General features: G+C 72.2%; 12 protein-coding genes and 1 pseudogene. 1 reads left to right on the top strand and 12 read right to left on the bottom strand.

Annotated elements, in window-relative coordinates; translation table 11 throughout:
* Positions 1-8 precede the first annotated feature (8 nt).
* On the bottom strand, positions 9-2534 hold the full coding sequence (locus tag AB0G59_RS25425; RefSeq protein WP_360915859.1) for an ATP-dependent Clp protease ATP-binding subunit: 2526 nt from the start codon (positions 2532-2534) through the stop codon (positions 9-11).
* Positions 2535-3035: 501 nt separating this feature from the next.
* Here AB0G59_RS25425 and AB0G59_RS25420 point away from each other — a divergent pair.
* Positions 3036-3779: an SCO3374 family protein gene (locus tag AB0G59_RS25420; RefSeq protein ID WP_360915856.1), complete on the top strand. Its 744-nt coding sequence runs from the start codon at positions 3036-3038 to the stop codon at positions 3777-3779.
* On the opposite strand, the gene AB0G59_RS25415 is transcribed toward AB0G59_RS25420, so the two are convergent.
* From AB0G59_RS25415 to AB0G59_RS25365, 11 genes and pseudogenes are all read right to left on the bottom strand, one after another.
* Entirely contained in the window at positions 3710-4051 is a 342-nt protein-coding gene (locus AB0G59_RS25415; protein WP_071962336.1) for an Lsr2 family protein, read from the bottom strand. The genes AB0G59_RS25420 and AB0G59_RS25415 overlap by 70 nt on opposite strands.
* Positions 4052-4214: 163 nt before the next feature.
* Entirely contained in the window at positions 4215-4733 is a 519-nt protein-coding gene (locus tag AB0G59_RS25410; RefSeq protein ID WP_071962335.1) for an amino-acid N-acetyltransferase, read from the bottom strand.
* A gap of 9 nt (positions 4734-4742) precedes the next feature.
* Entirely contained in the window at positions 4743-5138 is a 396-nt protein-coding gene (locus tag AB0G59_RS25405; RefSeq protein ID WP_071962334.1) for a BlaI/MecI/CopY family transcriptional regulator, read from the bottom strand.
* A 155-nt stretch (positions 5139-5293) separates the two neighbouring features.
* A complete protein-coding gene (locus tag AB0G59_RS25400) occupies positions 5294-5473 on the bottom strand; it encodes a hypothetical protein (protein ID WP_360915851.1) in 180 nt (59 codons plus the stop codon).
* 88 nt (positions 5474-5561) lie between these two features.
* Positions 5562-6437 carry a hypothetical protein gene (locus AB0G59_RS25395; protein ID WP_360915849.1) on the bottom strand — a complete coding sequence of 292 codons (876 nt, stop codon included), beginning with the start codon at positions 6435-6437 and terminating at the stop codon, positions 5562-5564.
* A gap of 69 nt (positions 6438-6506) precedes the next feature.
* On the bottom strand, positions 6507-7196 hold the full coding sequence (locus AB0G59_RS25390; RefSeq protein ID WP_360915846.1) for a hypothetical protein: 690 nt from the start codon (positions 7194-7196) through the stop codon (positions 6507-6509).
* Between the two features lie 876 nt (positions 7197-8072).
* On the bottom strand, positions 8073-8870 hold the full coding sequence (locus AB0G59_RS25385) for a type III pantothenate kinase (RefSeq protein WP_360915843.1): 798 nt from the start codon (positions 8868-8870) through the stop codon (positions 8073-8075).
* Positions 8870-9886 (bottom strand): carboxylating nicotinate-nucleotide diphosphorylase, encoded by a 1017-nt coding sequence (nadC, locus tag AB0G59_RS25380; protein WP_360915926.1) that lies wholly within the window; start codon positions 9884-9886, stop codon positions 8870-8872. The genes AB0G59_RS25385 and nadC overlap by 1 nt, the downstream gene beginning before the upstream one ends.
* A 33-nt stretch (positions 9887-9919) precedes the next feature.
* Positions 9920-11566, bottom strand: a pseudogene (locus tag AB0G59_RS25375) (L-aspartate oxidase); the annotation flags it as partial.
* A complete protein-coding gene (gene panC / locus AB0G59_RS25370) occupies positions 11563-12429 on the bottom strand; it encodes a pantoate--beta-alanine ligase (protein WP_360915840.1) in 867 nt (288 codons plus the stop codon). The pseudogene AB0G59_RS25375 and the gene panC, both read right to left, overlap by 4 nt.
* Positions 12426-13346 carry a DUF2520 domain-containing protein gene (locus AB0G59_RS25365; RefSeq protein ID WP_360915837.1) on the bottom strand — a complete coding sequence of 307 codons (921 nt, stop codon included), beginning with the start codon at positions 13344-13346 and terminating at the stop codon, positions 12426-12428. The genes panC and AB0G59_RS25365 overlap by 4 nt, the downstream gene beginning before the upstream one ends.
* Positions 13347-13394: the final 48 nt, after the last annotated feature.

The raw sequence follows: 13394 nt of genomic DNA, 5'->3' as shown, positions 1-13394 counted from the left end.
AGTGAGCGTTACGCGTCCTTCGACAGGTTCGGGCCCGCGCCACCGGCGGCGGACTCGACCGGCGGGGTGTCCGGCAGGGCCGACTTCTCCTCGCCGCGGAAGGTGAACTTCTTCTCCTCGCCTTCGCCCTCCGTGCCGACGACCACGATGTGGCCCGGACGGAGCTCGCCGAAGAGGATCTTCTCGGACAGGATGTCCTCGATCTCGCGCTGGATCGTGCGGCGCAGCGGGCGGGCGCCCAGGATCGGGTCGTAGCCCTTCTTCGCCAGGAGCGACTTGGCCTCGGAGCTGAGCTCGATGCCCATGTCGCGGTCCTTGAGCCGCTCGTCCACCTTGGCGATCATCAGGTCGACGATCTGGATGATGTCTTCCTCGGTGAGCTGGTGGAAGACCACCGTGTCGTCGACACGGTTGAGGAACTCGGGCCGGAAGTGCTGCTTGAGCTCTTCGTTGACCTTCGCCTTCATCCGCTCGTACCCGGTCTTGACGTCGCCCTGGGCCGCGAAGCCCAGGTTGAAGCCCTTGGAGATGTCCCGGGTGCCGAGGTTCGTCGTCATGATGATGACGGTGTTCTTGAAATCGACCACGCGGCCCTGGGAATCGGTCAGGCGACCGTCCTCCAGGATCTGCAGCAGCGAGTTGAAGATATCGGGGTGGGCCTTCTCGACCTCGTCGAAGAGAACCACGGAGAACGGCTTGCGGCGCACCTTCTCGGTGAGCTGGCCGCCCTCTTCGTAACCCACGTATCCGGGCGGGGAGCCGAAGAGACGCGAGACGGTGTGCTTCTCGCTGAACTCCGACATGTCGAGGGAGATCAGCGCGTCCTCGTCGCCGAAGAGGAATTCGGCGAGCGTCTTGGACAGCTCGGTCTTACCGACACCGGAGGGGCCGGCGAAGATGAACGATCCGCCGGGGCGCTTCGGGTCCTTCAGACCCGCACGCGTGCGCCGGATGGCCTGGGAGAGCGCCTTGATGGCGTCCTTCTGGCCGATGACGCGCTTGTGCAGCTCGTCCTCCATGCGCAGGAGGCGGGAGGACTCCTCCTCCGTGAGCTTGAAGACCGGGATGCCGGTGGCCGTGGCCAGGACCTCGGCGATCAGCTCGCCGTCGACCTCGGCGACGACGTCCATGTCGCCGGCCTTCCACTCCTTCTCCCGCTTGGCCTTCGCGGCGAGGAGCTGCTTCTCCTTGTCGCGCAGGGAGGCGGCCTTCTCGAAGTCCTGCGAGTCGATCGCGGACTCCTTCTCGCGGCGCACGTCGGCGATCTTCTCGTCGAACTCGCGGAGGTCCGGCGGCGCGGTCATCCGGCGGATGCGCATCCGGGAGCCGGCCTCGTCGATCAGGTCGATCGCCTTGTCCGGCAGGAAGCGGTCGGAGATGTAGCGGTCGGCCAGCTGGGCGGCCTGGACCAGGGCCTCGTCCGTGATGGAGACGCGGTGGTGCGCCTCGTAGCGGTCGCGGAGGCCCTTGAGGATCTCGATGGTGTGCGGCAGCGACGGCTCGGCGACCTGGATGGGCTGGAAGCGGCGCTCGAGGGCGGCGTCCTTCTCCAGGTGCTTGCGGTACTCGTCCAGCGTCGTGGCGCCGATGGTCTGCAGCTCGCCGCGGGCGAGCATCGGCTTGAGGATGCTGGCGGCGTCGATCGCGCCCTCGGCGGCGCCCGCACCCACCAGGGTGTGGAGCTCGTCGATGAACAGGATGATGTCGCCGCGGGTGCGGATCTCCTTGAGGACCTTCTTCAGGCGCTCCTCGAAGTCACCGCGGTAGCGGGAGCCGGCGACCAGGGCGCCGAGGTCGAGGGTGTAGAGGTGCTTGTCCTTGAGGGTCTCGGGCACCTCGCCCTTGACGATGGCCTGGGCCAGGCCCTCGACGACGGCGGTCTTGCCGACACCGGGCTCGCCGATGAGCACCGGGTTGTTCTTGGTACGGCGGGACAGCACCTGCATGACCCGCTCGATCTCCTTCTCGCGCCCGATGACCGGGTCGAGCTTGGATTCGCGAGCGGCCTGCGTGAGGTTGCGGCCGAACTGGTCCAGGACGAGCGACGTCGAGGGGGTGCCCTCGGCGGGGCCGCCGGCGGTGGCGGCTTCCTTGCCCTGGTAGCCGGAGAGCAGCTGGATGACCTGCTGCCGGACCCGGTTCAGATCGGCACCCAGCTTGACCAGGACCTGCGCGGCGACGCCCTCGCCCTCGCGGATCAGGCCGAGCAGGATGTGCTCGGTGCCGATGTAGTTGTGGCCCAGCTGAAGGGCCTCGCGGAGCGAGAGCTCCAGGACCTTCTTGGCACGGGGGGTGAAGGGGATGTGGCCGGACGGAGCCTGCTGCCCCTGCCCGATGATCTCCTCCACCTGCTGGCGGACCGCCTCGAGCGAAATCCCGAGGCTCTCCAGGGCCTTAGCGGCGACACCCTCACCCTCGTGGATCAGGCCCAGGAGGATGTGCTCGGTGCCGATGTAGTTGTGGTTGAGCATCCGGGCTTCTTCCTGAGCCAGGACGACAACCCGCCGCGCGCGGTCGGTGAACCTCTCGAACATCGTTAATCGCTCCTCAGAGCGGTCAGGCAGTTAGGGGTCGGTCCCCTCCCTGTCCTTCCGCATGCTAGTCCCGTGGGACGGGACAGCTCATTCCAACTGCCGACATCCGTCCGGATCACCCCCGCGTCGGCGGGGAAACCTACTGCCGAACAGCCGACATCTCCTCCAACCCGATGGTGGGAGACGATGTTCCCGCAGGCCAGGCATATACGCCCACCTCCACTACGCCCACGGCGAACGCCCGCTTGCCCCGACACGCCCGCCCACAGCCCCGCCACCACCCCCGGTGACGGCCTACTGGGCTTGCTATATCGCCTCTTCCCACGGGGAAAGTCCTACCCGCAAGCACCGACACTCCATGCGGCGCGGGTCCTTTCCCTCCGCTACGGGCGAACACCCTCGCGCCATGGGGAGCCCCTGTGCGCCCCTTACGTCTTATACGGAGCGTGCCCAACTATCCACCCTGCGTAACCTCTTGGGTTTTCCACAGTTGCACCGTTCATGACGGTAGTCCTCCCGTGCCCGTGCCGCCCCTCGGGCGAATCGACCCCGCTCACGGACCCGCACGCACGGCGCCGGCGGCGCCAGTGGTACGAGTGCGTGCTCGGCTGGCCGACGGCCCCGACGACGGCCGGGCGGCCGGTGGAGCTGCTCACGGGGGTGCGGTTCGACGCGCTGGGCGTGCCCGCGGAGGCCGGCTTCGCCGTGCTCGGGCGGGTGCCCGTGACCGGGCCGGTCGCGCTGGACGGCCGGGCCCGGAAGATGTGGTTCCTGACGGCCGTGGGCAGCGCCGAGGAGGTGCCGGGGCTACTCGGCTGGCTGGAGTGGGGCGGCATCGCCCTGGAGCTGACCGCGCTGGGCCCGGGCGGCCAGATCGTGGCCCCGGAGCCCGTGGGCCGGTGGTCGGCCCCGCAGCGGCCGTACGGCCGCCGGGAGGCGGCGGAGGCGGCCGTCTGGGTGCGGCCCCCCGAACCGGGGCGCCCGGTCGAGCCCACCCTGCCGGTGGCCGGCCTCGGGGGCGACGGCGGCGCCCCCGATCTCGTACGGCTGGTGGGTGCGGCGGCCACGGAGTGCCACCGGGCCCGACTGCTGCGCGCCGGCGAGGCGCGCAGGGATCAGCCGCCGGGATGTCGGCCGGAAAGGCCGGGGGATCAGGCGAGGGATCCGGCAGGAGATCAGGCGTTGGCCTTCTCGTACGCCTCACGGATCTCGGCCGGGACACGGCCGCGGTCGTTGACGTTGTAGCCGTTCTCCTTGGCCCAGGCGCGGATCTTCGCGGTGTCCGGGCTGCCGCCGGCGGCGGCGCCGGCGCGGGCCTTACCGCGGCCGGCCGCGGCACGGCCGCCGGTACGACGGGCCGACTTCACGTAGTCCGCGAGCGCCTCGCGCAGCTTGTCCGCGTTGGCCGTGGTGAGGTCGATCTCGTAGGACTTGCCATCCAGGGCGAACGTCACGGTCTCGTCGGCCTCGCCGCCGTCGAGGTCATCGACAAGAAGGACCTGAACCTTCTGCGCCACGGGGGATTCCTTTCATCAGCGGAAAAGGGATTACGGAGGAATAGCAAACCGCCTTTCTCGGAAAAACACAAACCCCCCGGGAAGGTTCAGTCCGCCTTCAGCATGGGAACGATGGCTTCCGGGCCCGCACGATAGGGGCGCGATTCGGACATAGGGACCGCGCTCACAGATGCAGAAGCATCCGGCTGTTGCCAAGGGTGTTCGGCTTCACTCGTTCGAGACCCAGGAACTCGGCAACGCCCTCGTCATAGGAACGCAGCAGCTCGCTGTAGACATCCCCGTCGACGGGGGTCTCTCCGATCTCCACGAAGCCGTGCTTCGCGAAGAAGTCGACTTCGAAGGTGAGGCAGAAAATGCGCCGCACGCCGAGCCAGCGCGCCGTCTGCAGCAGCTTGTCCAGTACCTGGTGGCCCACTCCACCGCCCCTGACATCGGGGTCCACGGCGAGAGTGCGTACCTCCGCGAGGTCTTCCCACATCACATGCAGCGCACCGCATCCGATGACGGTACCGTCCTCGTCCCGCTCCGCCACCCAGAACTCCTGGATGTCCTCGTAAAGCGTCACCGTGGCTTTGTCGAGCAGGATGCGGTCGCGAACGTAGGCGTTGATGAGCCGGCGGACCGCGGGCACATCGCTGGTGCGGGCCCTGCGGACAGTGACGACTTTAGTTAGAGCGGACATGGCCGGACGCTATCGTCCCGGGGGGCCCGGGGTCTCGTCGGGCCCGTCGAGTTGGGCGACCCTGATGGCGTCGCGGAGGGCTTCCCGTTGTTCGGCCGACATCATGCCGAAGAAGGCGACGAGAGCGGCCGCGGGGTTGTCGCTGAGGGACCAGGCTTCGTTCATCAGTGCGGCCGAGTAGGCGGCGCGGTTGGAGACCGCCTCATATCGATAGGCGCGGCCTTCGGCTTCCCGCCGCACCCAGCCCTTCTGATACAGGTTGTCCATTACGGTCATCACGGTGGTGTAGGCGATGGACCGTTCCTGCTGAAGGTCTTCCAGGACTTCCCGAACGGTGACCGGTCGGTTCCACTCCCACACGCGCGTCATCACGGCGTCTTCCAGTTCACCCAGGCGTCGGACCACACGTGAATAATAGTGGGAGATGTCTTGAATGCCGGTTTATCGGCGCGGCAATCCCCGCAGCAAAAAGGGCGCACGTGCCGGAGCGAATTGGCTCGGCTCGTACGCCCTGCCCGGGCCGCCGGCGCTTTCTCCCGGCTCCCGATGTGGTCGTTTTGTCAGGCCTCGGCGGGCTTTGCCACCTGCTGGGCGGCCTCGGCGCGGGCCAGTGCGGCGTCGACGAGGGCGTCTTCCTTGGCCTTGTTCGCACCACCCTGGCTCTTGACGATCGTCACGACCAGCGCGGTGAAAGCCACCGCCATCACCATGGGCGGGACCAGCGCGGCGACATAGTCCATGGCCGTCGGCTCCTTCTGGAATCGGGGGTTCTGCGCTTGAGCGACCCGTCCAGATTACGCGCCCGCCCCTTCCCCCCGGCCGCCCGGGTCAGGCGGGCCGGGCCACCGCGAGCGCGCGGGCGCCGAGGGGCGGCGCGGGCTTGCGGCGCGGCGGGAACACCTCGCCGGGGGTCGGAATGGGCCGCCCCGGGCGCGGCGCCGCCGGAGGCTTGGGCCGCGGCGCCTCCGGCGGCGGCGCGGGCGCGGGTCGATTCGGCGGCGCGGGACTCTCCCCCGGCTTGGGCCCCGACTTCGGATCGGGCTCGGCCGCGCGCGGGGCCCGGCCGCCGGGGAGGGCCTGGAGATGGGTGCCGGTACGCGGTGGCGGGGACTGCGGGTGGGGGTGGGCGGGTGGAGTCTGCACGTGCGTACTGGCGGCCGGCGGGGACTGCGGGTGCGGGCTTGCGGCGGGCGGTGGGGGTGTTCGCGGGGGTGCTGGGGGGCGGGCCGTCGGGACGGCCGGGGCGGCGGCCGCGGCGGCGCGGGCGGCCAGCCTGGCCCGTACCGCCTGCTCGGCAAGGTGCTCGCAGCGCGCCAGCAGCGTGTGCCGACGGGTGGCCTCCGCCTCCCCCGCGGGCTCCGCGCACAGCGCGCGCAGCGCGGCGAGGTCCTCGGCGCCGGGGCGGTAGCCGTCCAGGAGGGCATCCCGCAGCCGCAGCACGTAGCCGGGCGCCGCGCCCGGCAGGGCGGCGCGGTAGCGGGCGAGGTCCTGGAGGAGGAAGGCGCGCAGCCGGTCGCCTTCGCGGACGGCCTCGTCCACGGCCTCGGCTAGCAGGAGGCAGTCCTTGGCTTCGGCCTCCCGCGCGGGCCCGGGACTCGTGGGCACGGAGTGGGGACGGAGTGCGATGTCGAGGGCACGGCGCAGCACGCGCAGCTCGTCCGCGCTGAACGCCATGCCGCCGCGGGATCCATAGGGCGTGGGCATGGGCCGACTGTAAGTGCTAAGTGGACAAAATTCGCTTAGCACACCATCTCGGGCGTGGCATGGACGGGGTCAGTGCGCCCGGCGGCGGACGGCTCCCAGGACGAGGACGCCGGCGGAGAGGGCGGTGCCGGAGGTGGTGGCGATCAGCAGCGCGTGGGGGTTGCCCGGGTGGGCGGTCTTCGGGGCCGGGGCGGGTGGCGCGTCGGTCACCTCGACGGGGATCGGTGCGGAGTCGTTGGCGGGGTCCGGGTCGGGTTCGGGGTCCTCGTCGCGGCCGACGATCCGTACGCGGCCCTCGGCGCCGTCGATCTTCTCGTCGATGCGGACGCGGAAGCGGAGCGTTTCGCGGTCGCCGGCGGGGAAGTCCTCGCCGATGGCGCACAGGTAGGTGCGGCTGGTGTCGGAGCCTCTCGGGCGGCAGGGCGGTGTGCCGTTCGGGGTCGTGGCGGTCGCGACGATGGTGGTGCCTTCGGGGGCGACGACTTCGTAGGCCCGGCCGCCGCCACCGCCTGGGCCGCCGTTGCGCACGCCGAGCTCGACCTCGACGGTCTGGCCGACGTGGCCGGTGACGGGGTGGGCGACGGCCTGGTAGTCGGCGCGGGGCTGCGCCTGGGCGCCCGCGTGGGCGGCCCCGAGGCCGAGGCCGGCGGCCACGACGACGACGGCGGTCGCCGCCGTCCGTCTCAGGGTTCGTCGTATTCGGCTGATGCCGGTGCCGGTGCCGGTGCTGTTGCTGTTGCCGTTGCCGCCGCCGCTCATTCGCCCCAGCCTGTCTGTCTGTCCGTCCGGTCCGCCCTCACAGCAGTCAGGACAGCCGGGGTCGGTGGTTGGTTGCTCGGGTGGGGCTTTCCCCGATCCCGCCCTTTCACCGTTTCTTGTCCTCAATCGCCGGACGGGCTGGATTGTTGCCCGGAACTGGCTGGAAAGGTGCCGCGGGGGCTGGGGGTGGATTGCCGCCCGGGGCGGGGGTGGATTGGCGCGCCGCCGGGGGCGGGTCGGATTGGTGCCCGTGGGGCGGGCTTGATTGCTGCCGTGGGGCGGGCCGGATTGGTGCACGTAGGGCGGGCTGGATTGCTGCCTGTGGGGCGGGGCCGGATTGCTGCCCGGAGGGCGGGCTGGATTGGCACCCGTGGTGCGGGGCCGGATTGCTGCCCGGAGGGCGGGCTGGATTGGCACCCGTGGTGCGGGGCCGGATTGCTGCCCGGAGGGCGGGCTGGATTGCTGCCCAGGGGGCGGGGCCGGATTGCTGCCCGGAGGGCGGGCTTGATTGGTGCCCGTGGGGGGCGGGCCGGATTGGCGCCCATGGGACGGGGCCGGCTTGGCACCCGTGAGGCGGGCCGGATTGGTGCCGTGTCCCGGGGCGGCCTATTCGGCGCCGGGAATCGGGCTGGTTTGTCGCGTGCTGAGCAACAAACCAGCCCGTCCGGCGCTTGAGGACCGGGGTCCGGGGCGGAGCCCCGGGAACAGGCCCCGCCCGGCGACCCACCACCCCGTGCCGGGCATCAAACCAGCCCGTCCGGCGTTTGAGGACCGGGGTCCGGGGCGGAGCCCCGGGAGCAGGGGCCCCAGCGGCACAACGCCCCCGTGCCGGGCAGCAATCCAGCCCGTCCGGCGCTTGAGGACCCGGGCCCGAAGTCAGGGGCGGGGGGTGTTGCGTTCGTAGACGAGGCGGAGGCCGATCAGGGTCAGCCAGGGTTCGTGTTCGTCGATGACCGAGGCCTCGCCCAGGACCAGGGGGGCCAGGCCACCCGTGGCGATGACCGTGACGTCGTCCGGGTCCTCGGCCAGTTCGCGGGCCATGCGGTTGACGACGCCGTCGACCTGGCCCGCGAAGCCGTAGAGGATGCCGGACTGCATGGCCTCGACGGTGTTCTTGCCGATGACACTGCGCGGCCGGGCGATCTCGATCTTGCGGAGCTGGGCGCCCCTGACGCCCAGCGCCTCGGTGGAGATCTCGATGCCGGGGGCGATCACGCCGCCGACGTACTCCCCGCGCGCGCTGACCGCGTCGAACGTGGTGGCCGTGCCGAAGTCGACGACGACGCACGGGCCGCCGTAGAGCTCGACGGCGGCGACCGCGTTGATGATGCGGTCCGCGCCGACCTCCTTGGGGTTGTCCATGAGGATCGGCACGCCGGTCTTCACGCCCGGCTCGACCAGGATGGCCGGCACGTCGCCGTAGTAGCGGCGGGTCACCTCGCGCATCTCGTGCAGCACCGAGGGGACCGTCGAGCAGATGCAGATGCCCTCGATGCCGTCGCCCAGTTCGTCACCGAGCAGCGGATGGCGGCCCATCAGGCCCTGCAGGAGCACCGCCAGTTCGTCGGCGGTGCGGCGCGGGTCGGTGGAGATGCGCCAGTGCTCGACGATGTCCTCGCCGTCGAACAGGCCGAGGACCGTCTGGGTGTTGCCGACATCGATGGTGAGCAGCATCAGACCTCCCGCAGGTCCAGCCCGATGTCCAGGATCGGGGAGGAGTGGGTCAGCGCGCCGACCGCGAGGTAGTCGACACCGGTCTCGGCGTAGGCCCGGGCGTTGGCGAGGGTGAGGCGGCCGGAGGACTCCAGGGCGGCCCGGCCCGCGACGAGCTCGACGGCCTCGCGGGTCTGCTCGGGGGTGAAGTTGTCGAGCATGATCAGGTCGGCGCCCGCCTCGAGGACCGGCGGGATCTGGTCGATGCGGTCGACCTCGATCTCGATCGGCACGTCCGGGAACTCCTGCCGTACGGCCTTGAACGCCTCGGCGACGCCGCCGGCGGCGATGACGTGGTTGTCCTTCACCAGCGCCGCGTCCGACAGCGACATGCGGTGGTTGACGCCGCCGCCGCAGCGCACCGCGTACTTCTCCAGGGCCCGCAGTCCGACCGTGGTCTTGCGGGTGTCGCGGACGGCGGCGCCGGTGCCCTCCAGCGCGTCGGACCACGCGCGGGTCGCGGTGGCGATGCCGGAGAGGTGGCACAGGATGTTGAGCATGCTGCGCTCGCCGGTGAGCAGGTCGCGGGTGAGGGTGCGGACGGTCAGCAGCTTCTGGCCCGCCTCCACCCGGTCGCCGTCCTCGACGTGCCGCTCGACCTCGAACTCGTCCGTGCAGACCACGGAGAGGATGGCCTCGGCGACGCGCAGCCCCGCGACGGTGCCGGCCTCGCGGGCGGTGAAGTCACCGGTGGCGACGGCGTCCTCGGCGACGGTCGCGAAGGTCGTGATGTCCTTGCCGCCGTCGAGGTCCTCCTCGATGGCCAGGTGGGCGAGGTCCTCGATCTGCAGCGGGTCCAGCCCGGCCTCGGCGATCAGGCGGGCGAGCTCGGGGTCGAGCCCGCACTCGAAGGCGTCCGCGTCGTACTCGCCGGCGGCGCAGCCGCAGGCGTCGCCGCAGCCACCGGCGGCGGCCTCGGCGCTCTCCTGGCCGGGACGGCCGAGCTGGTGCAGGGGACGGTCGTCGTGGGTGCTCACGCGGTTCTCCTTGAGGGCGGCGGGAGTTGCAACAGACGGGAAGGCGGCCGATTCGGTGGTGGAGACCGCAAGGGTACGGTCCGGGCGCAGGGTCACGAGGAGGTGCCGGCGCCACGTGGCATCCGCACGGTCGGGGTGGTCCTCGCGCCAGTGGCAGCCGCGGGTCTCCTCGCGCTGGAGCGCGGCCGCGACAAGTACTTGCGCGACGAGGAGGAGGTTGGTGGTCTCCCACGCCTCGGTGCCGGGCTCGACGGTCTTGCCAGCGGCCTCCTCGCGGATGCGGGCGAGCTCCGCCGCCGCGCGCTCCAGGCTCTGCCGGGAGCGCAGCACTCCGGCGCCCAGCGTCATGGTGCGCTGGATCGCGGCGCGGTCCGCGGGCGCGATGAGGGGCGCCGCGGGCTCGTCCGTCAGCGGCGGGTGGCCGGCGGGGACGGTGGCGCCGGCGAGGTCGGCGGCGATGCGCTCGGCGAAGACGAGGCCTTCGAGGAGCGAGTTGGACGCCAGCCGGTTCGCGCCGTGCACGCCGGTGCAGGCGACCTCGCCGCACGCGTACAGCCCCGGCACGGTCGTGCGTCCGTACAGGTCCGTGCGCACTCCGCCCGAGGCGTAGTGCGCGGCCGGTGCCACGGGGATCGGCTGGGTCACCGGGTCGATGCCGTGCGTCCGGCAGGCGGCCAGGATCGTGGGGAAGCGGTGCTCCCACATCTGCGCGCCGAAGTGCCGGGCGTCGAGGTACATGTGCTCGGCGTCCTGTTCGCGCATGCGCCGCAGGATGCCCTTGGCGACGATGTCGCGCGGGGCGAGTTCGGCCAGTTCGTGCGCGCCGACCATGAAGCGGTGGCCGTCGGCGTCGACGAGGTGGGCGCCCTCGCCGCGCACCGCCTCCGACACCAGCGGCTGCTGGCCCTCCGCGTCGGGGCCGAGCCAGAGCACGGTGGGGTGGAACTGGACGAACTCCAGGTCGGAGACCTCGGCGCCGGCCCGCAGGGCGAGGGCGACGCCGTCGCCGGTGGAGACGGCGGGGTTGGTGGTCGCGGAGAACACCTGGCCCATGCCGCCGGTGGCCAGGACGACGGCCCCGGCCCGTACCGCGCCGACGCCGTCGTGCCGTCCTTCGCCCATGACGTGCAGCGAGACGCCCGCCGCGCGGCCGTCGGCGTCCTTGAGGAGGTCCAGGACGAGGGCGTGCTCGATCGTCTCGATGCCGGCCGCGCGCACGGCCTCGACCAGGGCGCGGGAGATCTCGGCGCCGGTGGCGTCACCACCCGCATGGGCGATGCGGCTGCGGTGGTGTCCGCCCTCACGGGTCAGCAGGATCTCGCCGGACTCGGCGTCGGTGTCGAAGCGGGCGCCGGTGGCGATGAGGCGGCGGACCGCGTCGGGGCCCTCGGTGACCAGGGTGTGCACGGCCTCGTCGGAGCAGAGGCCGGCGCCGGCGACGAGGGTGTCGTCCAGGTGCTGTTCGGGGGTGTCGCCCTCGCCGAGCGCGGCGGCTATGCCGCCCTGGGCCCAGCGGGTGGAGCCGGCGTCGAGGCGGGCCTTGGTGACGACGGTGACCTTCTGGCCGGAGGCGGCGCAGCGCAGCGCGACGGTGAGGCCGGCGACGCCGGAGCCGATGACGACGACGTCGGCGTCGACGACCCAGCCGGGGCGGGGTGCGTGCAGTCGTATGCCGGTCATCGTGCCGCTCCGACGGTCAGGGGGAGGTTGTCGATCAGACGGGTGGTGCCGACCTTGGCGGCCACGGCGAGGACGGCCTCGCCGGTGTGGTCGTCGGGGACCTCGGTGAAGTCGGCGGGGTCGACGAGGGCCACGTAGTCCAGGCGCAGCGGTGGTTCCATCCCTGCCGCGCCGTCGAGGACCGTGCGGGCGGAGCGCCGGACGGCGGCCGCGCCGAGCCCGGCGGCCTGCCCGGCGGTCAGCAGGGCGCGGGAGATCTCCAGCGCCGTGGTCCGGTCGGCGTCGGAGAGGTAGCGGTTGCGGCTGGAGAGCGCGAGGTTGTCGCCCTCGCGGACCGTGGGGACGCCGACGATCTCGACGGGGAAGTTGAGGTCGCGCACCATGCGGCGGATCAGGGCCAGCTGCTGGGCGTCCTTCTGGCCGAAGAGCGCCAGGTCGGGCCCGGTCAGGTGCAGCAGCTTGGCGACGACGGTGAGCATGCCGTCGAAGTGCCCGGGGCGGGACGCGCCCTCGAGGCGCTCGCCCATGGGGCCCGCGGTGATGCGGACCTGGGGCTCGCCGCCGGGGTAGACCTCGTCGACGGCCGGGGCGAGGACGACGTCGGCACCGGCCTGCCCGGCGAGCAGGACGTCGGCGTCCAGGGTGCGCGGGTAGCGGTCGAGGTCCTCGCCGGGCCCGAACTGCAGGGGGTTGACGAAGACGGTGACCACGACCTGCCCGTCGGGTCCGGCCAGCCGGCGGGCCTCGCGGACGAGGGTGGCGTGCCCCTCGTGCAGGGCGCCCATCGTCATCACGACGGCGCGGCGGCCCGCGCGCGGGAGGGCGTGCAGCTCCTCGGCGGTGCGGGCGAGCTGGGTGGTCACTGGTTGCCTCCGTCCGCGAGGACGCCGAGCAGGTCCTCCGCCAGTTCGGGCTTGAGCAGGCCGTGCGCGAGCGCGCGGTCCGCGGTGGTGCGGGCCATCGCCAGATAGCCGGCGACGGCCTGGGGGGCGTGCCTGCGCAGCTCGGCGACGTGCGCGGCGACCGTGCCGGCGTCGCCGCGGGCCACCGGGCCGGTGAGGGCGGCGTCGCCGCTGCGCAGGGCGTTGTCGAGGGCCGCGCCCAGGAGGGGGCCGAGCATCCGGGCGGGGTGCTCGACCCCGGCGGTGCGCAGCAGGTCCATGCTCTGGGCGACGAGCGTGACCAGGTGGTTCGCGCCGATGGCGAGGGCCGCGTGGTAGAGCGGGCGGGCGCTCTCCTCGATCCACTCGGGCTCGCCGCCCATCTCGATGACGAGGGCCTCGGCCGCCAGGCGCAGCTCTTCGGGGGCGGTGACGCCGAAGGAGCAGCCGGCCAGGCGCTGGACGTCGACGGGGGTGCCGGTGAACGTCATCGCCGGGTGCAGGGCCAGCGGCAGGGCGCCGGCGCGGGTGGCCGGGTCGAGCACGGCGGTGCCGTGCCGGCCGGAGGTGTGCACGAGGAGCTGCCCGGGGCGCACGGCACCGGTCTCGGCGAGGCCCGCGACGAGACCGGGCAGGGCGTCGTCGGGCACCGTCAGCAGGACCAGTTCGGCGTGGGCGAGCACGTCGGCGGGGGCCATGACCGGCACGTCCGGGAGCATGGTGGCCGCCCGTCGCAGGGAGGCGTCGGAGACGCCGGAGACGGCGACCGGGCGGTGCCCGGCGAGCTGCAGCGACGCGGCCAGGGCGGGGCCTACGCGGCCCGCGCCGACCACGCCGACGGTGAGCCGGGCAGGGCGGTCCTGAGGGCTCGCATGCTCGGGCGAGAGGTGTGCGTTCACGCGGCGGGATGCCTTCCGTTCCAGTCCGCGGGGGTACCGGACGATTCC

This window comes from Streptomyces sp. NPDC021096, assembly GCF_040641275.1.
GTDB lineage: Bacteria > Actinomycetota > Actinomycetes > Streptomycetales > Streptomycetaceae > Streptomyces.
This window is presented reverse-complemented; position numbering and strand designations above follow the sequence as displayed.